The sequence below is a fragment of the Azospirillum sp. P4_B5 genome (genome assembly GCF_056402275.1).
Genome location: NZ_JBFUHT010000008.1, coordinates 155481 through 182285 on the forward strand (window position 1 = coordinate 155481; position 26805 = coordinate 182285).

Genomic DNA, 26805 nt, shown 5'->3' on the forward strand with positions numbered 1-26805 from the left:
GCGAACGGGCGACAACGGCGGCTTCCCAGGCGGCGGCTTCCCAGGCGGCGGCAAGCCACCATGTCATCGCGCTCGCCCGCCCGCGCCGGTGATGGCACTCTGGGAGGACCGGCGGATTTGCGGATGGGGTGTGAGGACCGTGCTGCACCATGATTTGGCGACGCTTCGGCTGTTCGTGAAAGCGTGCGAGCTGAAAAGCCTGAGCCGCGCCAGCGAGGCCCTGAATCTCGCGGTCTCCGCCGCCAGCCGGCGCATCCGGCTGCTGGAGCACGACGCCGGAATGCCGCTGCTGAAGCGGCGCCCGCACGGCATCGAACCGACCCCGGCGGGGCTGCTCGTGCTCCGCTACGCCCACGACATGGTCTATCTGGGGGCGCAGCTTGAGGCGATGCTCGCCGAGTACCGGTCCGGCGTGCGTGGCCATGTGCGGGTCTACGCCTCCTCCTCGGCGCTGGTGGAATGCCTCGCCGCCGACCTCTCGCGCTTCGCCGCCGAGAATCCCGGCATCAAGCTGGAGCTGGAGGAACGCCCCAGCGCCGACACGCTGGACGCACTCTACCGCAAGAAGGCCGACATCGGGGTCATCGTCGGCGGCCGGGGGACCGAGGGGCTGGTCCGCTACCCCTACGCCAAGGACCGGCTGTGGGTGGCACTGCCGCGCGGGCACCGTCTGGCCGACCGGCCCAGCCTGCGCTTCGCCGAGCTTCTGGACGAGGAGCATGTGGCGCTGGAGGGCGGGACCGCCGTGCACGGCCTGCTGGCCGAGCGGGCGCGGGCGGAGGGCCGCTTCATCAAGGTGCGCGTCCAGGTCCGCAGCTTCGAGGTGATGTGCCAGATGATCAGCCTGGGGCTGGGCGTCGGCGTTCTGCCGAAGCGCGCCGTGCTGCCTTTGTCGAACGCGCTCGGCGTCGAACTGGTCGCCCTCGACGAGGAGTGGGCGGAACGCAGCTTCGAGATTTGTGTTCGCTCACCCGACGCGCTGGACGCGCCGAGCCAACGGCTTCTGGATTTCCTGCGGGAGCAGGCCGTGCCGAAGCCGTGATTTCGAGAAATTCGAAATCAGGTGTGTCGCAATTGTTCTTCTAGGCAACTGTGCAGACCCTCATCATCAGGTCCGGCGATGAGGGAGTGGGCCGAATGTCCTGGACCATCCAGAACCCCGATGTTCCTGACGACCCCAACGGGGCCGGGCCCGGTTTCGCGGATTGGAGCGGGCTCCCGTCGGCGGCACGCGCGGAGGCCGCCGCGGCCTGCGCGGCCTGGGCGGCGGAGGTTCAGGCCCGCTTCGGCTGCTTCGTCGAGATCGGCACCGCCGAAGTGGACGCCGCCGGCCCGCTGGCCGGCCTGCCCTACGCCGCCAAGGACATGTTTGACAGCGTGAGCCGCTTGCCCGGCTGCGGCCTTCCCGCTGCCGCGGACGACGCATCCGGCCCGGCACCGGAACGGGCGGCGGCGGTGCTGGAACGGCTCGACGGGGCCGGGGCGCGGCGGATCGGCTTCACCACCATGACGGCTCTCGCCTATGAGCCTTCCGGCGTGGGCAAGGCGCTCAACCCCTGGAACCGCGAGTTCGTGCCGGGTGGGTCCTCGTCCGGATCGGCGGTCGCGGTGGCGGCCGGCGCGGTGTTCGCCGCGCTGGGATCGGACACCGCCGGGTCGTTGCGCATCCCGGCGCAGGCCTGCGGCGTCACCGCCTGGAAGCCGACCTACGGCGCGGTCCCGGTCGCCGGGGCGATGACGCTGGCCCCCAGCCTCGACACCATCGGGCTTCTCGCCCGCAGCGCGCGCGATATCCAACTCCTGGCGCCCGTACTGGCGACGGACATGGAGTTCCTATCCGAACCGCCGACCCGCATCGCCATTCTGTCCGACGCGGTCGAGGCGTCCGAAGCGCCGATCCAGACGGCTTGCCGCGAGGCCGTGGAGGCCCTCGCCGCCTGCGGCGTCTCATTGGAGCAATGGCCGGGCCTGTCCGCCATCGAGGCGCTGTCCGACCCCCTCTTCCTCATTCTCCAGGCCGAAGCGGCGGCCCAGCATGGCGGGCTCGCCCTCGCCGCGCGGGACCCAAACCTCGCCCGGCGGCTCGCCAAGGGCCGGGACATCGCACCGGACCGCCTCGTAGCGGCAAAGGCGGCGCTGTCGGGCGCCACGGCGCCCGTCCTGGCCAAGCTGTTCGGCGAGGCCGGCGCCCTCCTGCTGCCGGTCATGCCGATCCGCACGCCGCCGGTCGCCGTGGCCGATCCGGCCTCTCCGGATTTCCGCGCGGCGACGCTCTACCAGCTCAGCGCCTACACGCGGTTCGTCAACGCCCTCGGCCTGCCGGCGGTCGCCGTCCCGGTCGGTTTCGACGACCGCGCGATGCCGGTGGCGCTCCAGATCGTCGGCCGTCCGGGCACGGACGGCGCGCTGCTGGCGCTCGCCGCGGCGCTGCAGGCGCGGACCGGCTGGCACCGGCGTCGCCCCAGCGAGATCACCGATTTTCCCAGCCCTCTTGCACAGCGTGGCTCATGACCCGATCCGAACCCGCAAAAGCTCTTGAGCACATCCGAGTCCTGGATCTCACGCGCGTGCGCGCCGGCCCGACCTGCTGCCGCGTGCTCGCCGACTTCGGGGCCGACGTCATCAAGGTCGAGGCGCCGCCGGGCGTCGACCGCAACGAGGGGATGAGCGGCCCCCGGCACGGCTACGACATGCTGAACCTGCATCGCAACAAGCGGTCGCTGTCGCTCAACCTCCGCACCCCGCAGGGGCGGGACCTGTTCCTGGAGCTGGTGCGCACGGCCGACGTGGTGGTCGAGAACTACCGGCCCGACGTCAAGGACCGCCTCGGCATCGGCTACGACGCGCTGCGGGCGGTGAATCCGCGGATCATCCTGGCCTCCATCTCCGGCTACGGCCAGACCGGCCCCTACCGCGAGCGCGCCGGCTTCGACCAGATCGCCCAGGGCATGGGCGGCCTGATGAGCGTGACCGGCCTTCCCGGCCAGGGGCCGGTCCGGGCAGGCATCGCGGTCGCCGACAGCGCCTCCGGCCTGTATGCGGCCATCGGCATCCTGGTTGCCCTGTCGGAGCGCGAACGCTCCGGCGAGGGGCAGTGGGTCCAGACCTCCCTTCTGGAGTCCCAGATCGCGCTGATGGATTTCCAGGCAGCGCGCTATCTGGTGGAGGGCGAGGTCCCGCAGCCGGCGGGCAACGACCACCCCTACTCGACCCCCATGGGCGTGATGGCGACGGCCGACGGCCACCTGAACATCGGCGTCGGCGGCGACGGGCAGTGGCGGTCCTTCTGCCGGGCCATCGGGCGCGAGGATCTCGCCGACGCCCCCGAGTTCGCCACGCAGGAGCAGCGCTTCCGCAACCGTCCCACGCTCAAGCCGCTGCTGGAGGAGGTGTTCCGCACCCGCAAGACCGCGGACTGGCTGGCGCGGCTGGAGGAGGAAGGAGTTCCGGCGGGGCCGATCTACCGCATGGACGAGGTCTTCGCCGACCCGCAGGTCGGGCATCTCGGCATCGCCGTGCCCTGCGAGCATCCCGCCCGCGGCGCCATGCGCCTCGTCGGCCAGCCGGTCGGCCTGTCGCGCACCCCCGCCCGCATCGAGCGGCCCGCCCCCGACGCGGGCGAGCACACGGCGGAGGTGCTGGGCGCCATCGGCCTGTCCGCGGCGGACGTCGCCGCCCTCAAGGCGCAGGGGATCGTCTGATGGCCGAGCAGGAACCGGGCGCTGTTGGAGGTGTGGTCGGGCTCGACGTGTCCGGCGGAATCGCCCGCCTGACGCTCGACCAGCCCCGGCGGCTGAACGCGATGACGCTGGAGATGTGGCGGTCCCTGCCCGAGCGCATCGGCCGCACCGTGACCGACCCCGCGGTCCGCGTCCTGCTGGTCCGCGGTGCGGGGGAGCGCGCCTTCTCCGCCGGGGCCGACATCTCCGAATTCGGCACGGTCCGCGCCGACGCCGCCCAGGCCGCCGCCTACGAAGAGGCGGTGTCGGCCGCGACCGAGGCGCTTCTCGAAGCCCCGGTGCCGACGGTCGCCGCCATCCGCGGCATCTGCTTCGGCGGCGGACTGGAACTGGCGCTGTGCTGCGACCTCCGGCTCAGCGACGACGGCGCGCGGTTCCGCATGCCGGGCGCCCGGCTCGGGCTCGGCTACGGCTTCCCCCTGGTGCGTCTCGTCGTGCAGCGGATGGGCGCCACCGCCGCCGCCGACCTGCTGTTCAGCGCGCGCGTCGTGACGGCGGACGAGGCGGCGAGCCTCGGCATCGTCCAACGCGTGGCGGCCGCGTCCGCCTTCGACGGCGCTGTGGAGGACTACCTCGGCCTGATCGCCGGGAACGCGCCGCTGACGCTGCGCGCGGCGAAACGGGCCATGCTGGAAGCGTTGCGGACCGACGGTCCGGCCGACACCGGAGCGGTGGACGCCCTCGTCGCCCGCTGCTTCGCCAGCGCCGATTACGCGGAGGGGCGTGCCGCCTTCGCGCAAAAAAGAGAACCCCAATTCAAGGGTGCCTGATTTCAAGGGAGAGTAAGGCGGAGGATCGGCCCTACGGGGCGGCGAACCATAAACAGGGAGACAAGTCATGAACTGGAAGCATCTGGGTCTCAACACCATCGGCGCGGTCATCGCCGGATGTCTGGCATGGTCGCCCGCCCCCCGCGCCGCGGTACCCGCGCCCCAGGCCGCCCCGGTGGTGATGATCACCGACGACCTCAAGAAGCTCGGGGTCGAACTGAAGACGGTCGAGTTCGCCCGCTACGCCGACGCGCGCACCGCGCTCCTCGCCGGCTCCCTCGACATGGCCACCGTCGGACCGGCCGACCTCGCGATCTCGCTGGCCCAGGGCGCCACCGACATGGTCGGCATCATGGGCGTCGGCAGCTCCCCGAAATACGTGATCGGCCGCAAGGGCGTGAAACTTGACAGCTGGGACGACCTGAAGGGCAAGAAGGTCGCCATCGCCCCCGGTTCGGCGGTGTGGTTCCAGTTCGCCGCGACGCTGACCGAGAAGAACATCCCCTACAACAGCTTCCAGGCCGTGAACATCCAGGGCGGCGGTGCCAACTTCGATCAGGCCCTGCAGCGCGGCGAGGTCGACGCCATCGTCACCTGGGAGCCCTTCGAATCGATCCCGGTGATGGAGGGCTACGGCTTCTTCGCCAAGAATCTCGAATACAGCCAGTCCAAGTCGGTCGGCGCGGAACTCGGCATGCTGGCCGCCAACCGCAAGTCGATGGCCGAGAAGCGCCCCGCCATGGAGCGGTTCGTCTGGGCCTATCTGCAGGCGCAGAAGACGCTCGCCGCTTCGCCGGAAGAGTTCACCAAGGCCTATGCGTCGCTGACCGGCCTCGACACCAAGCTCGCCGCCGAGGCGTCCAAGGTGATCGAACTTGGCTCCGTCACCACCGTCGACCAGATCAAGCGTCAGGCCAAGGCCTTCAACGAGCTGGGCGTCATCCCGAAGGACGTGTCGGGCGACATCGAGAAGTACTGGGACGCCTCCTTCGTCGAGAAGGCTCAGTGATTTGGAACGCCGCCGCCCGCTTCGGCGGGCGGCCTTCCGACAGCGTGGCGGCCGACAAGAATGGCGGAGGACTGGAGTGATGAATGACGCGCCCGCAAGAGCTCTGGACGCGGCCCCCGTGCCGGCGGCTCCGAAGGTGAAGAGCCGGGGCCTGTTCCCGGCGGGCCGCACCGGGGCGGCGCTGCGCGCGGCGCTGCTGCCCGTCCTGGTGATCGCTGCGTGGCAGCTCGCGGGATCGGGCGGCTCGCTGGCCGGCGGAGTCCTGCCGACGCCCGACCGGGTGTGGGAGGCCTGGGTCGTCTGGGCCTTCGGCCCGCAGGGCATGGGGCTCAACCCCTACAGCGGCACGTGGCTGAGCAACGTGCTGTTCTCGTCGATGCGCGTCGCCCAGGGCTTCGTGCTCGCCATGGCCATCGGCATCCCGGCGGGGGTCATGATCGGCTGGAGCCGCGCCGTGTCCGGCACGGTGGATCCGACGATCCAACTTCTCCGTCCCATCCCCATCACCGCGTGGCTGCCCTTCTCCATCGCCGTGTTCGGCATCCAGGACATGGGCGCGATCTTCCTGATCGCTCTGGGCGGCTTCTACCCGATCGTGGTGAACGCGACGCACGGCGCCCGCGACGTCGACCGCAACTGGATCAGGGCGGCCGAGATGATGGGGGCCAGCCGGTTCGACGTGCTGCGGCGCGTGGTCCTGCCGGCGGCGCTGCCGGCGATCTTCACGGGGCTGCGCATCGGTCTGGGCATCGCCTGGACGGCGGTGATCGTCTCCGAGATGGTCGCGGTCAAGTCGGGGCTCGGCTACGTGCTGTGGGACGCCTACTACGTCGGGCGCATGGACGTCGTCATCGCCGACATGCTGTCGATCGGGGCCATGGGCCTGCTGAGCGACCGCCTGATCGTCACCGTCGAGCACTGGGCCCTGCGCTGGCGCCGGCTCCAATCCGCCTCGCGCTAAAGCACGGAGACCCACATGGGCACCATACGTTTCCGCGAGGTCGTGAAGACCTACCCCGGCAAGGAGCCGGTCGTCGCGCTCGACCGCGTCAATCTCGATATCGGCGAGGGGGAGTTCGTGGCCCTGCTCGGCCCCTCGGGCTGCGGCAAGTCCACCCTGCTCAACCTCATCGCCGGCTTCGAGGACATGACCTCCGGCGCGCTGACCTTCAACGGCGGCACGGTCGACAGCCCCGGCCCGGAACGCGCCGTCGTCTTCCAGGAGGCGGCCCTGCTGCCCTGGTTGACGGTGGAGCAGAACATCGCCTTCGGGCCGAGCGTCCAGAAGCGGCCGCGCGCCGAGTACGAACCGAAGATCCGCGAACTGCTCCGCATCGTCGGGCTGGAACGCTTCGCCGACTCCCTGCCCTCGCAGCTCTCCGGCGGCATGCGTCAGCGCGTCGGCATCGCCCGCGCCCTGGTCATGGACCCGAAGGCGCTGCTGATGGACGAGCCGTTCGGCGCGCTCGACGCCCAGACGCGCATGAGCATGCAGCAGTTGCTGCTCGACGTCTGGCAGTCGCTCGGCACCACGGTGTTGTTCGTCACGCACGACATCGACGAGGCGATCCTGCTCGCCGACCGCATCTGCATCATGTCGGCCCGGCCGGGGCGGATCACCCGCGAGATCACCGTCGATCTGCCGCGGCCCCGCTCGGTGGACCAGCTGACCGACCCGGCCTTCATCCGGCACAAGGCCGCCATCATGGCCGAGATGCGCGCCGCTCAGAAGGAGCACGCATGACCAACCCTCGGATCAGCTACCGCCTGTCCGACGCGCGGCCGGCGCTGCCGGACTTCCAGGGGCGGCGGATCATCGCCCATCTGGTCGTCAACGTGGAGAACTGGCGCTTCGACGAGGCGATGCCGCGCACCATCATCACCCCGCCCCACGGGCGGGAGACGGTGCCGGACGTGCCGAACTTCAGTTGGGCCGACTACGGCATGCGCAGCGGCCTGCCGCGCATCCTGACGCTGTTCCGCGACCGCGGCGTGCCCGCCTCGACCAGCCTCAATGCCGGCGTCATCGACGCCTACCCGCAGGCTGCCGAGGCCATGCTCGCCGCCGGCTGGGAGTTCATCGGCCACGGCATGCACCAGAAGGCGATCAACCACGCCGGCGACGGCGAGGAGGCGCTGATCGAGGCGGCGCTCGACCGCATCGAGCGCTTCACCGGCACGCGCCCGCGCGGCTGGCTGAGCCCCGGCCTGCGCGAGACGGTGCAGACGCCCGACCTGCTGCGCCGCCAGGGCATCGACCATGTCTTCGACTGGGTGGTGGACGACCTGCCGAGCTGGATGCGCACCGCGCACGGCCCGCTGCTCGCCATGCCCTACAACCTGGAGATCAACGACTCCATCGTCTACGCCATCGAGAAGCACGCGACGGGCGAGATGCTGAGCCGGCTCGGCCACACCCTGCGGCTGTTCGAGCGGGAATGCGCGGAGAACCCGCGCGTTCTGGCCATCGGCCTGCATCCGCATCTGATCGCGGTGCCGCATCGCCTGCACGAGTTGGAAGCCATGCTGGACCTGTTGCAGGCCTCGCCGCACGTCGCCTTCGCCACCGGTCCGCAGATCGCCGACTGGTACGCGGCGGCGGAGCCGGCAACCGAACAAGCGGAGGGCTGAGCGATGGATTTGAACCTGTCCGGAAAGCGGATCCTCGTCACCGGGGGCTCCAAGGGGATCGGGCTCGCCTGCGCCGAGGCCTTCGCCGCCGAGGGCGCCCTGCCCGTCCTGGTCGCCCGCGACGCGGCGGCGCTGGATACGGCGGCGACGGGCATCCGCGAACGTCACGGCGTGGCGGTCGAGACGATGGCCGCCGACCTTGCGAACGGTGAGGCCCGCGAACGCCTCGCCGCGGCGCTTCCCGACATCGACGTGCTGGTCAACAACGCCGGGGCGATCCCCGGCGGCAGCGTCCTCGACCTCGGCATGGCCGAATGGGAAGCGGCGTGGCAGTTGAAGGTCTTCGGCTACATCCACATGACGAAGCTCTTCGTCGAGGCGATGCGGCAGCGCGGCGGCGGCACCATCGTCAATGTCATCGGCATGATGGGCATGACGCCGCGCTGGGACTACGCCTGCGGGTCGGCGGGCAACGCCGCCCTGATCGCCTTCACCCAGGCGGTGGGCGCCCGCAGCACCGACTGGAACGTCCGCGTCTTCGGGGTAAACCCCTCGGCGACGCGCACCGACCGGGTTGCTGCGGTCTACCGCAAGCGGGCCAAGACGCGCTTCGACGATGAGGAACGCTGGACCGAAGCCCTGGGCGATCTTCCCTTCGGGCGCCTCGCCGAGCCGTCGGAGATCGCCTCCCTCGTCACGCTCCTCAGCTCGCCGCGCGTCACTTACCTGTCGGGCTCGGTGGTCGACATGGACGGCGGCGGACGGTTCCGCTGAACCGGATCGCTCAATGGCCCTCCCCGGTCAGGCCGGATGGGCCATCGACGCGTCCACCGTGACGCTCGGGTCCAAACCCGCTCCGTGCCTTGTCGATGGAGCGTCGATGTCTATGGATCGTCCGTGAGCCGTCCTTGCGGTCAGCCCCGGGCGCGACGCGCACGCCAAAGCAGCGCCAGCGTCACCGCCAAGCCGGTGGCCAGCACCGCAACCGCCGGCGATGGCGCCCACCCGAGCAATCGGGCGAGGCCGTGGATCTGGGCGGTCACGCCCTGCGCCTGGGCCGCCACGCCTTGCGCTTGCTCGGCAAGGTCCTGCACCTGCCGGGTCACCTGCAGCACCGGTGCCATCACCTCAGCCACCACGCCGAGCGAACCGCCGAGCGCCAGCGTCCCTGCGGCGGCACGGACAGCGCCGGCCGGCACGGAGGGCGCCGCCGGCTCGACCGTCTGCGCCATCGGACCATCGTCGAGCGCACGGCGCCAGTCCGACCCGCGGAACAGCAGTTCCTCGGCACGGCGACGCCGCACCAGACCGGGCAGCACCCGACCGCCGCCATAGACCCACGCGCCGAACTCGGCGGCGGCACCGGCGGCATCACCGGCGTTCAGCTTGCGCAGCAGGGTGGAGGGTTTTCCGCTGCGCAGGCGGACGAAGCCGTCCTTCCCCGGGTCCTTGCCCTTCCTGGACCGGCCCGGCCCGACGTTGAAGACGAAATCGATCAGCGCGGCCCGCTGCCCGTCGGTCAGGGGCACGGTCACCGCACCGTCCACCACCGTGGCCGCCTCGACCAAGTCACCGGCGAGCAGGCGCTCGGCCTGGTCGGTGGTTATGGTGTCGCCCGCGGTCACGGCCTGCGTGTGGCCGTAGCCGATGGTCCACACGCCGGCCGGGCAGCGGTACGCGGTGCGGGACAAGCCTTCAAAGTGGCGGGCCAGATCGAGGGCGGCAGACGGCGGAGCCGCCCGAAGGGTGGTGGTCATGGTCGCTCCTGCGGAAGGTCGGGAACAAGTGTCATTCGAGGCCGGCGGGGGCCGCACCGATGGCGGAAAACACGGCCAGAACGACGACGCCCGCCGCGGCGGAGCCGGGCGGGCGCAATTCGAGGGCTGACGCCTGTCAGTAAGGATTATTTTCCTTGATTTGTACAGCGCTTTCTTTGCCCCGGATGCAGGGTCGGGGCGCGTCCCGATCTTTCTGTGATCGGTGCCGATGCCGGACGGGCGCTGGACGGGACGCGTCGGCGCCCCCACACTCAACAGCGGGGATATCGTGCTGGCGCCGGGTTGAGCGGACGAACCGAGGGGGATAAGGGGACGCCATGGCATTCGCCCACACGCTGGCCGGGACGCGCTACGGGTTTCCCGATCTGAAGACGCTGCTCGCCCGCGCCTCGCCACCACGCTCGGGCGACGCGCTGGCCGGGCTGATCGCCGCCAGCGCGGCGGAGCGAGTGGCCGCGCAGATGGCCCTGGCCGACCTCCCGCTGCGCCATGTCTTGAGCGAGGCGGTCGTGCCCTACGAGACGGACGAGGTGACCCGGCTGATCGTCGACGGCCATGATGGCGCCGCCTTCGCCCCGGTCGCCCATCTGACCGTCGGCGGCTTCCGCGACTGGCTGCTGTCGGAGGAGGCCGACACGGCGGCCCTGACGGCGCTCGCCCCCGGCCTGACCCCGGAAATGGTCGCGGCGGTGTCGAAGATCATGCGGCTGCAGGACCTGATCGCCGTCGCCGCCAAAACCCGCGTCGTCACGCGCTTCCGCAACACCATCGGTCTGCCGGGACGCCTCTCCACCCGCCTGCAGCCCAACCACCCGGTGGACGACCCGCGCGGCATCGCCGCCAGCGTCCTCGACGGGCTGATGTACGGCAGTGGCGACGCGGTGATCGGCATCAACCCGGCCACCGACAGCGTGGAGGCGATGACCACGCTCCTGGAGATGCTGGAGGAGCTTCGCCTGCGCACCGGCGCGCCGATCCAGTCCTGCGTGCTGGCCCATGTGACCACGGCGCTGCAGGCGATGGAGCGCGGGGCGCCGGTCGATCTGGTCTTCCAGTCCATCGCCGGGACGGAGGCCGCCAACCGCGCCTTCGGCGTCTCGCTGGCCCTGCTGGACGAGGCGTGGGAAGCCGGGAAGGCGCTGAACCGCGGAACCGTCGGCGACAACCTGATGTATTTCGAGACCGGCCAGGGCAGCGAGCTGTCGTCCGGCGCGCATGAGGGAGTGGATCAGCAGACGGTGGAGTCGCGCTGCTACGCCGTCGCCCGCCGCTACCGGCCGCTTCTGGTCAACACGGTGGTCGGCTTCATCGGGCCGGAATACCTCTACGACGGCAAGCAGATCACGCGGGCCGGGCTGGAGGACCATTTCTGCGCCAAGCTGCTCGGCCTGCCGATGGGTTGCGACGTCTGCTACACCAACCACGCCGAGGCCGACCAGGACGACATGGACGCCCTGCTGACCCTGCTCGGCGTGGCCGGATGCACCTTCATCATGGGGGTGCCGGGGGCCGACGACATCATGCTGAACTACCAGAGCACCTCCTTCCACGACGCGCTCTATGTCCGCCAGCTGCTCGGCCGCCGCCCGGCGCCGGAGTTCGAGGCGTGGCAGCAGGCCGCCGGCATCGCCGATTCCACAGGGCGCCTGCGCTTCGACCCCGCCGCGTCGTCCCTTCTGCCCGCCTTGCCCCTGCCGGAGGAGCAGCCATGACGGAGTCCAAGCCGGTGCCTCTCCCCTCCCCAGCCCAACCCGACCGCTGGGCGCATCTGCGCCGCCACACCGACGCGCGGATCGCGCTGGGCCACGCCGGGAGCGGCCTGCCGACCGCCGCCCACCTCGCCTTCCAGGCCGCCCATGCCCAGGCGCGCGACGCAGTGCACACGCCGCTCGACGCCGCGGCGCTGCTGGCGGCGCTGGCGGAGCGCGGCTGGCCGGCGGTCCCGGTGACCAGCGCCGCGCCCGACCGCGCCGCCTACCTGAAGCGCCCGGACCTCGGCCGGCAATTGTCGGAGGAGTCTCAACGCCGCCTGTCGGAGCCGGTCCGCGCCCCCGATGTGGTTCTGGTGGTCGGCGACGGGCTGAGCGGCACCGCCGTGCAGGCCAACGCCGTCCCGGTGCTGGAGTCCTTGATCCCGACGCTCCAGGCGGCTGGGCTGCGGGTCGGGCCGGTGGTGGTGGCCGAACAGGCGCGGGTGGCGCTGGGCGACCCGGTCGGCGCGCTGCTCCAGGCGCGGGCGAGCGTCGTCCTGATCGGCGAGCGGCCGGGGCTGAGCGCCGCCGATTCGCTGGGCCTCTACCTGACCTGGGAGCCGCGGCCGGGCCGGGTGGACAGCGAGCGCAACTGCATCTCCAACGTCCGAGTCGGCGGCCTCGCCCCCGCCGCCGCCGCCACCCAGGCGGCCGCCCTGCTCACCGCAATGTTCGCCCAGCGGCGGTCGGGCATCCGGCTCGCCGCCGCGGCTCCCGCCGCTCCGCCGGAACTGCCGGGCGGCGGCGTTCCGTAACCGATCCGCACCGGTGCGGCGGCGGAATGTTCGCATTCGTCTTAATCCCATTGCGACAACCGGCGATGCCAAGCACAATCCCCCGGCAAAACAACCGGGGGCTCGGGGTGGCTGCGATGGGAAAGACGCGTGTGCTGGTGCTCGGCGGCGGGCTTGGGGGCGTGTCCGCCGCGCTGACTCTCACGGCGACCGAGGCGTTGCGCGAAAAGTTCGACGTGACGCTGGTCAGCCACGGCTGGCGGCTGGGCGGCAAGGGGGCCAGCGGCCGCAACGCCAAGCAGGGCCAGCGCATCGAGGAGCACGGGCTGCACATCTTCCTGGGCTTCTACGACAACGCCTTCCGGATGGTGCGCGGCGCCTACGCGGAGTGGGACGAGCCCGCCGACTACGCCTTCCAGACTTGGCAGGACGCCTTCCGCCCGCTGTATCAGGTGACGCTGATGCAGGACATCCCGCGCTTCGGCAAGACCCGCTGGCATTCCTGGAACCTCGACTTCCCCGAGCGCTCCGGCACGCCCGGCGACCCGCGGTCGCTCGGCCCGAACGGCTTCGCGGCCCTCCTGATCGGCGCGCTGCAAAATCTGGTCGCCAAGCACGACCATTTGCCCGGCCATCTCACCGCCAAGCTCGGCCTGGACGCCCTCGACAAGGCGCGGGCCCACATCGAGGAGGCCGGCGACGGCGCCCTCGACCACGGGCTGATCGTCGATCTGCTCAAGATCGTCCAGAAGGGCTTCCAGGCGGTCCTGGAACCGCTGCTGAAGCTGTCGGACGAGGGCTGGGAGTTCGCCTGCTTCGCCGATTTCGGCCTCGCCTTCGCCATCGGCTGCTTCGCCGACGTGCTGCCCTACGGGAAGGACGGCTTCGACCGCATCAACGGCGAGGACTTCCGCGAGTGGCTGCAGAAGAACGGGATTTCCGACACCTTCGCGTGGTCGGCGCCGGTGCGCCTGCTCTACGACATGTGCTTCTCCTACAAGAACGGCGAAGCGACCGACGGGCCGGAGAACGCGCGCTTCGCCGCCGGTGCCGCGGCGGAGATCCTTCTGCTGATGGGCTTCGCCTACAAGGGCGCGCCGCTGTGGAAGATGAACGCCGGCATGGGCGACACCGTCTTCACGCCCGCCTGGTTCGTGCTGAAACAGCGCGGGGTGGACATCAAGCTGTTCCACCGCCTGACCAAGTTGGAAACCTCGAAGAACGGCGCCTGGGTGGAACGGGTGCGTCTGAACCGGCAGGTCGATCTCGTCAACGGCGCCTATGACCCGTTCGTCAAGGTCGGCTACGGCGACGACGGGAAGTGGCTCTACTGCTGGCCGTCCGAGCCGGACTGGAGCCAGATCGTCGACGGCGACAAGATCCGCGACGCCGGCATCAACCTGGAATCGGTGTTCTGCCACTGCACCGCCGGCGAATCGGTGCTGGAGGTCGGCAAGGATTTCGACCTCGTCGTCCTGGCGATGCCGCCCGCCGCGCTGGCCGAACCGGCGGCGGAGCTGATGCAGGCCGACCTGCGCTTCAAGCAGATGGTCGAGGTCACCCCGGCGGTGCCGACCCAGGCGGTCCAGCTCTGGATGACGCCGAGCATCGAGGAGATGGGCTGGAAGGCCGGCCCGACCGCCATGACCAGCTACGTCGAGGAACTCGACAGCTGGGGCGAGATGAGCCACCTCATCCCCGCCGAATCCTGGCCGCCCGGCACCGTCAAGGCCGTGGAGTATTTCTGCGGCACCGCCCGCTGGCCGGCCGGCGCCCCGCCCTACGCCTGCGGCCTGCCGCAGCGGATGGCCGCGGACGTCCGCCGGGATGCCACGCAGTGGCTGAACGCCAACGTCGGGGTGCTGTGGCCCAACACGGTCAAGGACGGCGTGTTCGACCAGAGCCAAGTCTATTCCTCCTACTACCGCTACAACCTCGACCCGTCGGAACTCTACGTGCAGTGCTTCCCGGCGACGGTGGAGACCCGGCTGAAGCCGGGCGACAGCGGCTTCGTCAACGCCTTCCTGGCGGGGGACTGGACGCGGACCTGGTTCAGCGCGGGCAGCGCCGAAATCGCCGTCCTCTCCGGAAAGCAGGCCGCCGAGGCCATCGCCCGCCAGACCATCGACCTCACCCCGTCCGATTGAGAATCCTGAGTCAATGCGCGTAATCGCAGCGTTTGCCGGCGGGGGGGCCCCCCCCGCATCCTCAACCCGGCGACCCTGACCCAGCGCTCCTCCTCCTATCTGGAGGGCGGGCTGGTGGTCGCCGCCCCGACCGGTCTGCGCGCCACGCAGACGCGGACGGGCGAGGTGGCGCACGGCAAGGACACCTTCCCCTTCCAGGGCTACTACATCCCCCAGGGCGGCTTCGTCTGGCGGCATGAGACTCTGGCCCTCGGGCTGGGCACCTACGCCCAGGGCGGTTTCGGCACCGAGTACGGCGAGGGCAGCTTCATGGCCCGCCTGCCGTCCGGCGTCGACAGCGGGCTGCGCACCGGCAGCGAGGCGATGTTCATGCGCGTCCCGCTGGCCGCTGCCTGGGACGTGACGCCGAAGGTCACGGTGGCGGGCGCCATCGACTATGTGCGGGCGGGGCTCGGCTTCCGCGTCCTCCAGGGGGCCGACCAGCTCGGCGCGCTGGCCAACAGCGGGCGGCTGACCGGACAGGGGCCGATGCTCGGTGCGGCCACCGCCATGGTCGGGATGGGCGGCGGCGTCTATTTCGACATCTTCGACCCGTCGATCGCCCGCGCCGGCGTGGAAGGCGACGGGGTGAGCGGCCGGCTCGGCCTGACCTGGAAGCCGCAGGCCGACACCACCATCGGCAGCTTCTATCAATTCCGCACGGCGCCCAACAACCTGACCGGCGACGGCTCGGTGATCGTGCTGGGGTCCGACGGCTCACGGCTGGCCCAGCCCGCGAAGTACACGCTGGGGAATTTCCAGCTCCCCGCCGAGTTCGGCATCGGGATCAGCCACCGGCTGCGGCCCGACCTGACCGTCGCCTTCGACTACCGGCGGGCCTTCTGGGCGCAGGCGCTGCGCCAGTACAACATCCGCGTCGATGTGCCGGGCCTCGGCACGGTGTGGGAAACGCTGCCGCAGCGCTACCGCGACATCAACATCTTCGCCATCGGCGGCGCCTATCGGGTGACGGACGCGCTGACCCTGCGCGCCGGCTTCCGCTGGGCCGACAGGACCGCCCCGGCGCAGGACATCGTCTCGGTCATCCCGGTGGTCATCACCAAGCACGCCAGCTTCGGCGTCGGCTATGCCTTCTCCGAGACGCTGCGTCTGGACGGCGCCTTTTCCCACGGCTTCCAGGAGTGCGTGAGCAACGGCACGCCGCCCAACGGCTCCGCCGTCAATCCGGGGAAGTTCTGCAACGGCACCGACATCGTGGCGCTGAGCCTCAGCGCCTCGTTCTAAAGAAAGCGCCGGCCCTTTCCGGAGCCGGCGCCCTTTTCCTCACTCCGCCTGCCAGACCACCCGGCCGGGGTTGGCGCGGAAGTCCATGTGGATCTGCATGGCGAAATCCACATGGACGGTGGCGCTGCCATCCGGCCCGGCCGCGAAGCCGAAGTCCGAGATGACCTGATGGCTGGCGTAGTCGGCCACCCGCAGCGTCCAGTCGCCCCGCATCGGCCACGCGCCACGGAAGCGGTCGACGTGCATCGGGCAGTCGATCAGCGCCTGATAGCAGGCCAGCTCGCTGTCCGGGGCGCTGCGGAACTGCTTCAGGTTGATGACCGGCACCGTGCCGGCGAGCAGCGATTCGACCGCCTTGACGGCGACCTCCACCCCCTCGACCAACCCGCCGGGGCGCAGCAGGGCCTTCAGCGCGTCGCCGAGGTCGGCGGCGAGATCCTCAAGGCTTTGCCACGCCGAACCGGGGGTCCACGGCCCGCCCTCCACGGTCAGCAGGGGGGCGAACACCCCCTCGCAATCGGAGGACAGGGTGCGGAACAGCGTCGTCTCGCAGACGAAGCGCGGGGCCTCGGCCCCCTCCTCCGGCAGCGTGATGCGGCCCAGCGACTTGGCGAAGCCCCAGCCCTCCCGCCCGCAGACCAGCGGGATGGTCGCGTCCGGGAAGACGTAGGGCATCCACAGCACCAGCCGCGGCCAGTGGCCGGGCCGATGCTCGATCAGCGGCAGCCACAGCGAGGCCTCCCGGTAGGGAATCCAGCCGAAGGGCTCGGTCGGACTGGTGCAGCGCCCGACCGACAGGAAGGTGCACAGCGCCACCGGGCCGGCCACCGTGTAGCGCACCGCCCCGGCGGGCGCCGCGTTGAGCAGCTTGTCGACCAGCGCCTGGGTGTTCACCGGGTTGCTGCGCACGACAAAGGCGGTGGCGAGGCTGTCGGTGAAGACGCCGGGTGCGGCGATCGACACCTCGCCATGCCCGGCGAAGGAGACGTAGCGGGGGGCGGTCACGACGGCGCCCCGTTCAGGAAGTTCTCGCCGGAGATGAACAGCGGCGTCCCGGAGATCGCCCGCGCCGCCTGCATGCCGGACATCACCGTCGCCTCGATGCAGGAGGTGTTGAAGCCGGTGCGGACCCAGCAGCCGGCCAGGAACAGGTTGTAGAACCCGCTCGCGTCGGTGCGCAGCCGGAACTTGGTGGAGCCGGCGGCGCTGCCCGGCAGCGTTTCGGTGGGATCGACGTTGGCGCGGATGATCTGGTGCGACAGCCGCTCCCGCCCGGTGCCGTTCCACGGGTCGTAGAGGACGTTCCAGTTGAAGCCGACGCCGCCCTGGCCGGACACCGTCGCCTTCGGCCAGAAATTGCCCATGTAGGCGTCCAGCCACTCCGCCGCGCTGTCCGTGACGTTGTCCAGCGCCTCCTTCGGCACCGCGAGGTCGGTGGTCGGGCGGGCGACCAGGCCGGTCTGCCAGACGCCGCAGATGTAATGCACCGATTTCGGCGCACCCGTCTCGCCGGGGCGGAACTCGTAGGGCAGCGTCTGCCCCATCTCCGCCCAGATCGACCAGGGCTCCGGCCCGGCGACGGCGGCGGGCTGACCCGGTTCCCAGCCCAGCCCCTGGAGGTCGGGGCCGCACCACAGCTGCATGGACAGCGTCGGGATGATGCCGATGTTGCTGGTCATCGCGTTGAAGGCCGGCGAGGCCGCCTGCAGCTCCGCCGCCAGGGTCGGCTGATCGTTCATCGCCTTGAAGCCGCCCATGGAGATGCCGAGGACGGCGATGTCGAAGTCACGGCCGCGCTGCAGCGTCTCCGATCCGACCGGCTCCCACGCGCACCAATGCGATTCCAGCGAGGAGTTGTTGGTGGCGAGCGCCGCCTGGACCTTGTCCGCGTCCTTGATCTGGTCCCACAGCGGCTCCAGCGGCCAAGCCAGCAGGAACTTCCTGTCCTCCAGCGGCACGGTGATCAGCGGCTGGTAGTCGTCCCCGCCGTCGGCCAGATCGACCTGCCGGGCGAGACGGACGGTCTCGACCAGCGCGCGGTCGTCGGACAGGCCGATGTCCTCGACGCGGCGGAAGAACTTCACCTTCACGCCGTTCTGGAGCAGTGTCTGGTAGATGGGCGCGATGATGACCTCGCCCATGCCCGCTTCCATGTTCCACATCACCGATTCGCGGCAGGTGGCGAACATGCGCACGCAGGACTGCGCCGCGACGCCGGCACCCCAGTTGGGCTGGCGGTAGTCGCCGTCCTTGTACTGCATGAAGGTGTCGTAGCAGGTGCGCAGCGAGCAGCTCTGCTTCAACGCCTCGGCGTCGCCGCCATGGCGGATCAGCCAGTCGGTGAATTCCAGATCGTCCAGCGAATCGGCGGTGCGCTTCTCGATCGCGAAATCGGCGATGATGCCGACGGTGAAGGGAAGCACGAAGGCCAACAGGTCGCGGGCCACGTGGTTGCTGGGCAGGGTGGCCGCCGCGGCCTCGATCAGCCGCAGCAGTTTCATCAGGTCGTGGAAATGCTCGACCGGCGGAGCCGCCAACGGGTTGGACCCAGGCCCATTTTGCGCCCCGTCGGCCAGCGCCCGGATCAGCCGGTGGGCGGCGATGGCGGCGTCCTTCGCGGTGGTCACGGCGGCGCCCTTCAGCAGCGCCTCGGCCTGCGCCAAATGGCGGACCTCGCGGTCCTTCCAGCCGCGGATCGCCTCGGCAAAGCGGGTGGCCAGCGGCGCCGGAAGAATCTGCTGGTCGGCCGGCAGGACGGGCATCGGCGCGACGGTGCGGCCGTCGATGTGGACCAGCTTGCCGTCGACGATCAGGCCGCTCAGCTCGTCCCAGTTCTCGAACACGTCGCGCACCACGCCGACCAACGACGCGATGGCCTGCGGCAGGGTCGGCATGACGTTGGCCGAGCCCGGCTCGCCGCCCAGCACCGGCCAGGTCAGCGGCCAATAGGCCGGCTTGCCGTCGTCCAGCACCATGCCGATGGGGGTGAAGCGCTGCGGCTTCAGCACGTCCCGCCAGGACTGGAACGTGTTGTCCGGCGAGCGCTTCCAGACGTCGAAGACGTCCTGGAGCATCTTGAAGGCGTTGTTGTAGAAGCCGAACCAGACATGCAGGCCATGTTCCTGGATGCGGTTCCATTGGTCGCGCCCGGTGGCGCCCTTGCCGCCCAGCCGCCAGCCCATCTGGTAGATGGTGACGTCGTAGCGCGCCCGCTTCTCGTCCGTGTCGGACAGGAAATGCGCCGTGGTGAGGGCGCCGACGCCACCACCCAGAATTGCAACCCTCGTCTTCGCCATGCTCTCCCCCCGGCAGATCCGGCATCCCCGCGACGGTGCCGCGGAATTTCGCGGTACTCGTCAGAAATTGTGGGGGAGGTTAGCATAAATTGTCGTACCGCGATTGAACTATTACGCCGTTTCGCCGATGCTACCGCCCTATGACCCGTGCGATTGCCAAGCAAAAATCGTGCAAAGCCCCGGCTGCTACGCCCTGCGCTTGCTCCACCGTGGCGCGACCTTCTATAACTGACGGCGCAACCACGCGACATAAGGATGCTGCGTCGTGATCGGGGCCATCCCCACCGCAACCGTGCCGGCGTTACCGGGCTTCCGCGTTGTCGAAACGCTGCATGTGGGGTCGCGCTCGACCGTGCTGCGCGCCGTCCGGCGCGACGACGGCCTGCCCGTCATCTGCAAGCTCCTGTCCGGCGAGGACATCGGCAGCGAGGACAAGGCGGCGTTCCAGCGTGAATTCGCCATCACCCGCCGGTTGCGCCACGCCGGGATTGTCGAGGCGCTGGACTGCGTCCCCCACGGCAACGGGCTGATGATGGTGTTCCGCGACATCGGCGGCGCCGCACTGGACAGCCTTCCGGACGTGCGGACGGAGGACGTCGCGGTCTTCCTGCGGATGGCGCTCCAGGCCGTCGACGCGCTGGCCGCCGTGCACGACGCCGGGGTCGTCCACAAGGACATCAGCCCCGGCAACCTGATCTGGAATCCGGCGACCGGCCAGTTCAACCTGATCGACTTCGGCATCGCGTCGGAATTATCGCGGGAAGAGGCGGGCGACCCCGACGTCGGCGCCATGGAGGGCACGCTCGCCTACATGGCGCCGGAGCAAACCGGCCGCATGAACCGGTCGGTGGATTACCGCGCCGACTTCTACGCGCTGGGTGCCACCTTCCACGACTTCCTGACCGGCCAGCCCCCCTTCCCGTCCGGCGATCCGCTGGAACTGGTGCATTGCCACATCGCGCGGACGCCCGTGCCCGTGCACAAGCTCAACCCGCTGGTGCCCGAGCCGCTGGCCGCCATCGTGGCCCGGCTGATGGCGAAGAACCCGGAGGAGCGCTACCAGAGCGCCTTCGGCCTGCGCGCCGACCTCGAACGCTGCCTGACCGAATGGCGCGGCCACGGCCGCATCGAGCCCTTCGCGCTGGCCAGCCGGGACGTCCGTCCGGTGCTGCGCATCCCGCAGAAGCTCTACGGCCGCACCGCGCAGTTCCGCGTCCTTCTCGACGCCTTCGGGCGGGCCGCCGCGGGCGGGTTCGAGGCCCTGCTGATCTCCGGCTATTCGGGTGTGGGCAAATCGGCGCTGGTCCGGGAACTGCACAAGCCGGTGATCGCCCGCCACGGCTTCTTCATCACCGGCAAGTTCGAGCCGCTGAAGCGCGACATCCCCTACGCGCCGGTGATCGAAGCCTTCAAGACCCTGGTGCGGCAGACCTTCGCCACCGGCCCGGAGTCGCTGGCGCTGTGGCGCGCCCGCCTTCTCGCCGCGCTCGGTCCCAACGGGCGGATCATCACCGACGTCATCCCTCACGTCGAACGGCTGATCGGTCCCCAGCCGCCGCTGCCGGAGCTGGGTCCGGTGGAGGCGCACGAGCGCTTCATCTACGTCTTCCGCAATTTCGTCCGCGTCTTCGCCGGGGCGGGGCACCCGCTGGTGCTGTTCCTGGACGACCTGCAATGGGCCGACCTCGCCACGCTGAAGCTTCTGGAAGGGCTGGCGGGCGATCCGGACCTCGGCCACTTCCTGCTGGTCGGCACCTGCCGCGACACCGAGGTCGATGCGGTCCACCCGCTGCGCCACACGATCCAGACCTTCGCCGAGCGCGGCGTTCCGGTCCGCGACGTGGCTCTCGGCGGGCTCGACGCCGATGCGGTGGTGGCCCTGCTGTCCGACACGCTGCACGCGGCCCCCGACGAGGTGCGCCCTCTGGCCGAACGGCTGATCGCCAACACGCTGGGCAACCCGTTCTTCCTTGGACAATTCCTGGAGTCGCTGGAGCAGAGCGGGCTGATCGCCTATGACGGTCTCGCCGGGGTGTGGAACTGGAACCTTGAAGCCATCGAGTCCCAGCGGATGGAACGGATGGTCGACGACGTCGTCACCTTCGTGGTCCGCCGCATCCGGGAACTGCCCGCCGAGACGCTGACCGTCCTCCAGACCGCCGCCTGCATCGGCAGTGCCTTCGATCTCGCCACCCTGGCCGAGGCGAGCCGGCGGACCTCCGCCGCGACGGCGGCGGCGTTGTGGCCGGCCCTGCGCAGCGGGCTGGTGGTCCCGGTGGGCGACGCCTACCGCTACGCCGACATGGACAGCGTGTCGCCGCGCGCCACCTACCGTTTCGTCCATGACCGGGTGCAGCAGGCGGCCTACAGCATGCTGCCGGACGCCGACGCGCTGGCCTGCCATCTCGCCGTCGGCCTCGTTCTGGAACGCAGCCAGGGCTTGCCGGGCGATCGGTCGCCCGATCGGCTGTTCGCGATCACCAACCAGCTGAACCGCGCCCTGCCCCTGCTGTCGCCGGAGCAGAGGGAGCGGCTGGCCCGTTACAACCTTCTGGCCGGGCAAGCGGCGCGCGCCTCGGCGGCGCTGGGACCGGCCTTCGACTATCTCATCACCGGGGTCGGGCTGCTCCCCGCGGACGGTTGGTCGCGCCTGTACGACCTGGCGCTCAGCCTGCACGCCGAAGCGGCGGAGATCGCGGCGGTGAACGGCGACGTCGCCGCGGTGACGCCGCTGGCCGAGTCCATCGAGACCAACGCCCGCACCGTCCTCGACCGTGCCCTGGCCTACGAGACGCAGATCCAGATGCACGTGTCGCGGCAGAACCTGCCGGCGGCGCTCGGCGCCTGCCGCACCGCCCTGAGCCAGCTCGGCAGCCCGATCCCGGAGCGGGCGGACACCCGCCATGTGCTGAAGGAGCTCGCCACGACCAAGCTGGCGCTGCGCGGCAAGGGCGAGGAGGACCTCGTCGGCCGCCCGCCGCTCACCGACGCGCGTCTGCTGACGATCGGGCGCATCGTCTCGCGCGTGCTGGCGAGCGCCTATCTGCACGACACCAACCTCTACACGGTGCTGCTGCTGCGCATGGTCCGGCTGTCGGCGACCGAGGGGATCCTGCCGGCCTCCGGCATCACCTACGCCACCTACGGGCTGCTGCACTGCGCGATGCTCGGTGACGTTCCGGCGGGCGCCATGTACGGACGGGTGGCGCTGCGCGTGCTGGACCGGCTGAACGCCAACCAGGGCCGCGCCCAGACGCTGTTCGTGGTCAAGCTGTTCATCGAGGTCTGGCACCAGCCGGTGGCGAAGGCGCTGTCCGGCCTCCTCGACGCCCACCGGATCGGCCTGGAAACCGGCGACATCGAATACGCCGCCTATTGCCTGAACAACGCGGTCGCCCAGGGCCTTTTTCTCGGCCATCCCCTGCGGCAGCTCCAGCAGACCGCGGCGGGCCACGCCGCCGCCATCGCGCGCCTGAACCAGCAGACCGCGGCGGGCGTGTTGCGGCCCCACCAGCAGCTCATCGCCAACCTGCTGGGCGAGTCCGAAGACCCCACCGTCTTCGCCGGCCCTCACGTCACGGAGGCGAGCGACGTCCCGGCCCTGGCCGCCAGCGGCAACCGCCTTGCCCTGGACACGATGCACAGCCATCTGGCCTATCTGAACCTGCTGTTCGGCCGGATCGACGAGGCGCGGCGCTGCATCGCGAAGCGCCGTCCCTTCGCCGACGCCTCCATGGGCATGGTGATGAACCTGCGCATGCGGGTGGTCGCCGCTCTGATCGACTTCGCCGCCTGGGACCGCCTCCGCCCCGCCGAGCGGCTGCGGGCGCGGGCCGCGGCGCTCGGGCTGGAGCGCCGGCTCCGCGGAGCGGTCCGCCACGCGCCGACCAATTTCCGCCACCTGCTGGCGCTCGTTGTGGCCGAACGGCTGCGCGCCACCGGGCGGCTGGACAAGGCGCATCGCCACTACCAGACCGCCGCCGAGAGCGCCCGCGAGCAGGGATTCACCCACGACGAGGCGTTCGCCTGCGAGCGGGCCGGCGAGGCCGCCTTGGCGCGCGGCGACCGCTTCACGGCGAAGGCGATGCTGTTCCAGGCCCGCCACGCCTACCGGCGCTGGGACGCGCTGGCGAAGGTCCGGGCGCTGGACGCCCGGCTGGCCGAGCTGTTCGGCGAGACGGCGGCGGACCAGGGCTTCATCGACGATAGCTTCCCGCCGCAACGCCCGGTCACCGCCTCGTCGCGGCGGCGCTCCTCCTCCGGGTCCAGCTCCCACATGGTGGATGTGGAGACGGTGATCCGCACCTCGCAGGCGCTGGCGCAGGACATCCGGCTGGGCGACCTGCTGTGGACGCTGATGAAGCTGGTCATCACCAACGCCGGGGCGACGCGGGGCTGCCTGCTGCTGCCAACCGACGGCGCGTGGCGGATCGAGGCCGATGCCGCGAGCGAGGGCGACGCCGCGGAGGTCCTGCAATCCCGCCCCCTCGACGACGCGGCGCCGGTCCTGGTGCGCGGCGTTGTCGACGCGGTCATCCAGACCGGGGAGCCGGTCGTTCTGGCCGACGCCGCGAACGACGGCGATTTCCAGTACGACTCCTACACGCGGATGGCGCAGCCGCGCTCCGTGCTGTGCCTGCCCTTGCGCAACCGCAACCAGATGGTCGGCATCCTCTATCTGGAGAACAACCTCGCCGCCGACATCTTCAGCCCGGAGCGGCTGGAGCTGCTCAACCTCCTGTCGGTGCAGATCGCCATCTCCATCGAGAACGCCCGCCTCTACGACGGGCTGGAACGGCTGAACCGCACGCTGGAAGCCCAGGTGGCCGAGCGGACCCGCGAGGTGGCCGAGCAGTCGCAGCTGCTGCGCGCCACCCTGGCCAGCATGTACGACGGCTTGGCGGCCTTCGACGCCGAGGAGCGGCTGCGCGTCTGGAACGAGCGCGCCATGGCCCTCTTCAGCCTGCCGGACACGCTGCGCCGGGTCGGCGTTCCGTATCGGGAGCTGAGCGCCGCGGTGAACGCATCCGGGCAGCTTCTGACGGCGCTGGTGCCCTCGCCCCTGGTCAGCAGCCCCAGCGAGATCGAGTTCGCCGACGGCCGGGTCATCCAGGTCCGCAGCAACCCCATGCCGGACGGCGGCATGGTGCAGGTCTATGTGGACGTGACGGTGGACCGCAGCCGCGAAAGCGAGCTGCGCGACGCCCACGAGCAGCTCCACGCCGCCCACGCCCAGCTCAAGGCCACGCAGCAGCAGCTTGTCCAGGCGGAGAAGATGGCCTCGCTGGGGCAGCTCGTCGCCGGGGTGGCGCACGAGATCAACACGCCCATCGGCATCGTGATGACCAGCGCCTCCTATCTCGGCGAGAAGATCAGCGCGCTCGAAACGCTGTCCGACACCGGCAAGATGCGCCGGGCCGACTTCCAGGACTTCATGCAGGCCGCGCACGACGCTGCCACGCTGATGATCAGCAACGCCACCCGCGCCGCCGATCTGGTGCAGAGCTTCAAGCAGGTCGCCTCGGACCAGACGCGCAGCGACCGCCGCCGGTTCGACCTGCGCGGCTATCTGGAGGAGGTTCTGGTCAGCCTGCGCCCGACCTGGCACCGCCCGGGCCACGAGGTGCGGCTGGAGTGCCCCAAGGGCATCGAACTGGACAGCTACCCCGGCGTGATCGCCCAGATCGTGACGAATCTCATCACCAACTCGGTCAACCACGCCTACCGGGAGGGCGAAAAGGGCCGGATCGCCATCACCGCGCAGACGCTGGAGAACGACGGGGTGCGGCTGGTCTATCAGGACGACGGCTGCGGCATCCCCGCGGAGAACCACGGCAAGGTGTTCGAGCCCTTCTTCACGACGCGGCGGGGCACCGGCTCGACCGGGCTCGGCCTGCACATCGTCTTCAACCTGATCACCGGTCAGCTCGGCGGCACCATCCACCTGGACAGCCAGCCCGGCGAAGGAACGCGATTCACCGTCGAGTTCCCCTGCCGTGCCCCCGGAAAAACGCCGCAGAGCTGAGACGGTGGACGGTTACTCCGTCTCGGGGTGGCGCTTCTCGAACTCCCAGACGCGCTCGAAGCCCATCAGCCGGGTGAAGTCGGGGAAGGGATAAAGCTCTCCCCGATACTCGGCGCTCGACCCCTTGGCGAGGATTTCGCCGTAGGCGCTGCGCAGCGCCGCGGCCATCGCCAGGAAGCCGGTGGCCGGGAAGATGGCGATGCGGTAGCCGAGCTCCTCCAGCCGCGCCCCGGTCATCACCGGCGTGCGCCCGCCCTCCACCATGTTGGCGATCAGCGGCTTGCCGATGGTCCGGCAGATCCGCTCCATCTCCGCCTCGCTCTCCGGGCTTTCCACGAAGATGATGTCGGCGCCGGCCTCGGCGTAGGCGTCGGCGCGGCGCAGCGCCTCATCGAGGCCCAGCGTGGTGCGGGCGTCGGTGCGGGCGATGATCAGGAAGTCGCTCGACGAGCGCGCCTCGCAGGCGACACGGATCTTGCGCACCATGTCGGTCATCGGGATGACCCGGCGGCCCGGCGTGTGGCCGCACTTCTTCGGGAATTCCTGGTCTTCGAGCTGGATGGCCGCGGCCCCCGCTTCCTCGTAGCCGCGGATGGTGAAATCGACGTTCAGCAGGCCGCCGTAGCCGGTGTCGCCGTCGGCGATCAGCGGCGTCGAGGTGCCGCGCGCGATGGCCCGCACCCGGCCGACCATGTCGCTGAAGGTGGCGAGCCCGGCGTCCGGCAGGCCGAGATGGCTGGCGACGGTGCCGTAGCCGGTCATGTACAGCGCGTCGAACCCCATGCCGTCCGCCACCTTGGCCGAGATCATGTCGAACACGCCGGGGGCCGAGATCAGGCCCGGCTGCGACAGGCGCTGTTTGAGAGAAATGGTCATGTCTGTGGAATCTCCGGAAGTCTTTAAGAGGCCCGCCGGTGCATGCGCCGGTCGATGTGCAGCAGGCCGGTGCTGATGAGCACGGCGGTGGTGGCGAGGATCAGCACCACGGCCATCATGGTGCGCACGTCGTGCCCGCCGATGGCGTTCATGACGAGGTAGCCGAGGCCGCGCTGCGAGGCGAACATCTCGCCGATCAGCACGCCCAGCAGGGTCAGCGAGAAGCCCACCCGCAGACCGGACACCAGCTCCGGCAAGGCGGCGGGCAGGATGATGGTGGAGACGAGCTGGGGCGGCGACAGGCGCATCACCCGCGCGCTGCGCAGCATCACCGGCGGGATGGTGCGGACCGCGTTCATCGTGAAGATGATCACCGGGACGATGCCGTGGATCGTCCCGAAGGCCACCTTGGCCGACAGGCCCAGCCCGAAGGCCAGCAGGATCACCGGGTAGAGCGTGATCTTGGGCAGCGAATACAGCGACACCAGGATCGGCTCCGCCACCTCCCCGGCCAGCCGGTTGATGCCCAGCGCGATGCCGATGGTCAACCCGCCGAGCACCGCCAGAAGCAGCGAATAGAGCAGCGCGACGCCGGTTTCCGCGACGTGCGGCCAGAAGGTGGCGGAGCCCAGCAGTTCCACGGCGCGGGTCAGCGTGTCGGCGGGAGAGGTCAGGGCGACGCTGCCGACGATCCAATGCAGGACCTGCCACAGCACCACCAGCGCGACGATGACGAGAAGCGTGTCGGTCTTTTTGTGCATGGC

Annotated in this window: 19 protein-coding genes; 14 read left to right on the plus strand and 5 right to left on the minus strand. The window is 70.2% G+C overall.

Translation table 11 applies throughout. From position 1 onward, the window contains the following. The first annotated feature begins 139 nt into the window (after window positions 1-139). From AC1DVI_RS08460 to AC1DVI_RS08500, 9 genes are all read left to right on the plus strand, one after another. The gene (locus AC1DVI_RS08460; RefSeq protein WP_035681627.1) at window positions 140-1042 is read left to right on the plus strand and encodes a LysR family transcriptional regulator; all 903 of its coding nucleotides are present in this window, start codon (window positions 140-142) and stop codon (window positions 1040-1042) included. A 95-nt stretch (window positions 1043-1137) separates the two neighbouring features. Continuing rightward, window positions 1138-2511, plus strand: a complete 1374-nt coding sequence (locus AC1DVI_RS08465; protein WP_476957572.1) for an amidase family protein — start codon at window positions 1138-1140, stop codon at window positions 2509-2511. Then, window positions 2508-3701 carry a CaiB/BaiF CoA transferase family protein gene (locus AC1DVI_RS08470; protein WP_476957573.1) on the plus strand — a complete coding sequence of 398 codons (1194 nt, stop codon included), beginning with the start codon at window positions 2508-2510 and terminating at the stop codon, window positions 3699-3701. Before AC1DVI_RS08465 ends, AC1DVI_RS08470 begins: the two co-directional genes overlap by 4 nt. Beyond that, window positions 3701-4510, plus strand: coding sequence for an enoyl-CoA hydratase (locus AC1DVI_RS08475; protein WP_476957574.1), 810 nt, complete (start codon window positions 3701-3703; stop codon window positions 4508-4510). The genes AC1DVI_RS08470 and AC1DVI_RS08475 overlap by 1 nt, the downstream gene beginning before the upstream one ends. 67 nt (window positions 4511-4577) lie before the next feature. Beyond that, a complete protein-coding gene (locus tag AC1DVI_RS08480) occupies window positions 4578-5519 on the plus strand; it encodes an ABC transporter substrate-binding protein (protein WP_476957575.1) in 942 nt (313 codons plus the stop codon). Between the two features lie 79 nt (window positions 5520-5598). Beyond that, window positions 5599-6480: an ABC transporter permease gene (locus AC1DVI_RS08485; protein ID WP_476957576.1), complete on the plus strand. Its 882-nt coding sequence runs from the start codon at window positions 5599-5601 to the stop codon at window positions 6478-6480. Between the two features lie 15 nt (window positions 6481-6495). Then, the gene (locus AC1DVI_RS08490) at window positions 6496-7263 is read left to right on the plus strand and encodes an ABC transporter ATP-binding protein (protein WP_149165939.1); all 768 of its coding nucleotides are present in this window, start codon (window positions 6496-6498) and stop codon (window positions 7261-7263) included. After that, entirely contained in the window at window positions 7260-8150 is an 891-nt protein-coding gene (locus AC1DVI_RS08495; RefSeq protein ID WP_476957577.1) for a polysaccharide deacetylase family protein, read from the plus strand. The genes AC1DVI_RS08490 and AC1DVI_RS08495 overlap by 4 nt, the downstream gene beginning before the upstream one ends. Window positions 8151-8153: 3 nt before the next feature. Beyond that, on the plus strand, window positions 8154-8924 hold the full coding sequence (locus AC1DVI_RS08500) for a short-chain dehydrogenase/reductase (protein ID WP_476957578.1): 771 nt from the start codon (window positions 8154-8156) through the stop codon (window positions 8922-8924). 140 nt (window positions 8925-9064) lie between these two features. Here AC1DVI_RS08500 and AC1DVI_RS08505 read toward each other — a convergent pair whose 3' ends face one another. After that, complete coding sequence (locus AC1DVI_RS08505) at window positions 9065-9907, minus strand: lysozyme (protein ID WP_476957579.1); 843 nt, start codon at window positions 9905-9907, stop codon at window positions 9065-9067. Window positions 9908-10245: 338 nt separating this feature from the next. Between AC1DVI_RS08505 and AC1DVI_RS08510 the strand changes: the two genes are divergently transcribed. The 4 genes from AC1DVI_RS08510 (at window position 10246) to AC1DVI_RS08525 (ending at window position 15844) form a co-directional block, all read left to right on the plus strand. Further along, window positions 10246-11640: an ethanolamine ammonia-lyase subunit EutB gene (locus tag AC1DVI_RS08510; RefSeq protein ID WP_476957580.1), complete on the plus strand. Its 1395-nt coding sequence runs from the start codon at window positions 10246-10248 to the stop codon at window positions 11638-11640. Then, window positions 11637-12434: an ethanolamine ammonia-lyase subunit EutC gene (gene eutC / locus AC1DVI_RS08515; protein ID WP_476957581.1), complete on the plus strand. Its 798-nt coding sequence runs from the start codon at window positions 11637-11639 to the stop codon at window positions 12432-12434. Before AC1DVI_RS08510 ends, eutC begins: the two co-directional genes overlap by 4 nt. A gap of 116 nt (window positions 12435-12550) precedes the next feature. Then, entirely contained in the window at window positions 12551-14560 is a 2010-nt protein-coding gene (locus AC1DVI_RS08520) for an NAD(P)-binding protein (protein ID WP_476957582.1), read from the plus strand. Window positions 14561-14617: 57 nt separating this feature from the next. Continuing rightward, window positions 14618-15844 (plus strand): OmpP1/FadL family transporter, encoded by a 1227-nt coding sequence (locus tag AC1DVI_RS08525; RefSeq protein ID WP_476957717.1) that lies wholly within the window; start codon window positions 14618-14620, stop codon window positions 15842-15844. 39 nt (window positions 15845-15883) lie between these two features. Here AC1DVI_RS08525 and AC1DVI_RS08530 read toward each other — a convergent pair whose 3' ends face one another. Both AC1DVI_RS08530 and AC1DVI_RS08535 read right to left on the minus strand, forming a co-directional pair. Beyond that, the gene (locus tag AC1DVI_RS08530) at window positions 15884-16849 is read right to left on the minus strand and encodes an acetoacetate decarboxylase family protein (RefSeq protein WP_476957583.1); all 966 of its coding nucleotides are present in this window, start codon (window positions 16847-16849) and stop codon (window positions 15884-15886) included. Beyond that, the gene (locus AC1DVI_RS08535) at window positions 16846-19140 is read right to left on the minus strand and encodes an NAD(P)-binding protein (protein ID WP_476957584.1); all 2295 of its coding nucleotides are present in this window, start codon (window positions 19138-19140) and stop codon (window positions 16846-16848) included. The genes AC1DVI_RS08530 and AC1DVI_RS08535 overlap by 4 nt, the downstream gene beginning before the upstream one ends. A gap of 265 nt (window positions 19141-19405) precedes the next feature. Between AC1DVI_RS08535 and AC1DVI_RS08540 the strand changes: the two genes are divergently transcribed. Continuing rightward, window positions 19406-25165 carry a trifunctional serine/threonine-protein kinase/ATP-binding protein/sensor histidine kinase gene (locus AC1DVI_RS08540; RefSeq protein WP_476957585.1) on the plus strand — a complete coding sequence of 1920 codons (5760 nt, stop codon included), beginning with the start codon at window positions 19406-19408 and terminating at the stop codon, window positions 25163-25165. 12 nt (window positions 25166-25177) lie between these two features. Here AC1DVI_RS08540 and AC1DVI_RS08545 read toward each other — a convergent pair whose 3' ends face one another. Further along, complete coding sequence (locus AC1DVI_RS08545; protein WP_476957586.1) at window positions 25178-26041, minus strand: isocitrate lyase/PEP mutase family protein; 864 nt, start codon at window positions 26039-26041, stop codon at window positions 25178-25180. Window positions 26042-26064: 23 nt separating this feature from the next. After that, on the minus strand, window positions 26065-26802 hold the full coding sequence (locus tag AC1DVI_RS08550; protein WP_476957587.1) for an ABC transporter permease: 738 nt from the start codon (window positions 26800-26802) through the stop codon (window positions 26065-26067). Window positions 26803-26805: the final 3 nt, after the last annotated feature.

Excerpts from the sequence above, each read along its gene's own strand:
- AC1DVI_RS08465 (WP_476957572.1), top strand. The coding sequence starts at position 1,138 with ATGTCCTGGACCATCCAGAACCCCGATGTTCCTGACGACCCCAACGGG.
- AC1DVI_RS08470 (WP_476957573.1), top strand. The coding sequence starts at position 2,508 with ATGACCCGATCCGAACCCGCAAAAGCTCTTGAGCACATCCGAGTCCTG.
- AC1DVI_RS08475 (WP_476957574.1), top strand. The coding sequence starts at position 3,701 with ATGGCCGAGCAGGAACCGGGCGCTGTTGGAGGTGTGGTCGGGCTCGAC.
- AC1DVI_RS08480 (WP_476957575.1), top strand. The coding sequence starts at position 4,578 with ATGAACTGGAAGCATCTGGGTCTCAACACCATCGGCGCGGTCATCGCC.
- AC1DVI_RS08485 (WP_476957576.1), top strand. The coding sequence starts at position 5,599 with ATGAATGACGCGCCCGCAAGAGCTCTGGACGCGGCCCCCGTGCCGGCG.
- AC1DVI_RS08490 (WP_149165939.1), top strand. The coding sequence starts at position 6,496 with ATGGGCACCATACGTTTCCGCGAGGTCGTGAAGACCTACCCCGGCAAG.
- AC1DVI_RS08495 (WP_476957577.1), top strand. The coding sequence starts at position 7,260 with ATGACCAACCCTCGGATCAGCTACCGCCTGTCCGACGCGCGGCCGGCG.
- AC1DVI_RS08500 (WP_476957578.1), top strand. The coding sequence starts at position 8,154 with ATGGATTTGAACCTGTCCGGAAAGCGGATCCTCGTCACCGGGGGCTCC.
- AC1DVI_RS08505 (WP_476957579.1), bottom strand. The coding sequence starts at position 9,907 with ATGACCACCACCCTTCGGGCGGCTCCGCCGTCTGCCGCCCTCGATCTG.
- AC1DVI_RS08510 (WP_476957580.1), top strand. The coding sequence starts at position 10,246 with ATGGCATTCGCCCACACGCTGGCCGGGACGCGCTACGGGTTTCCCGAT.
- eutC (WP_476957581.1), top strand. The coding sequence starts at position 11,637 with ATGACGGAGTCCAAGCCGGTGCCTCTCCCCTCCCCAGCCCAACCCGAC.
- AC1DVI_RS08520 (WP_476957582.1), top strand. The coding sequence starts at position 12,551 with ATGGGAAAGACGCGTGTGCTGGTGCTCGGCGGCGGGCTTGGGGGCGTG.
- AC1DVI_RS08535 (WP_476957584.1), bottom strand. The coding sequence starts at position 19,140 with ATGGCGAAGACGAGGGTTGCAATTCTGGGTGGTGGCGTCGGCGCCCTC.
- AC1DVI_RS08545 (WP_476957586.1), bottom strand. The coding sequence starts at position 26,041 with ATGACCATTTCTCTCAAACAGCGCCTGTCGCAGCCGGGCCTGATCTCG.
- AC1DVI_RS08550 (WP_476957587.1), bottom strand. The coding sequence starts at position 26,802 with ATGCACAAAAAGACCGACACGCTTCTCGTCATCGTCGCGCTGGTGGTG.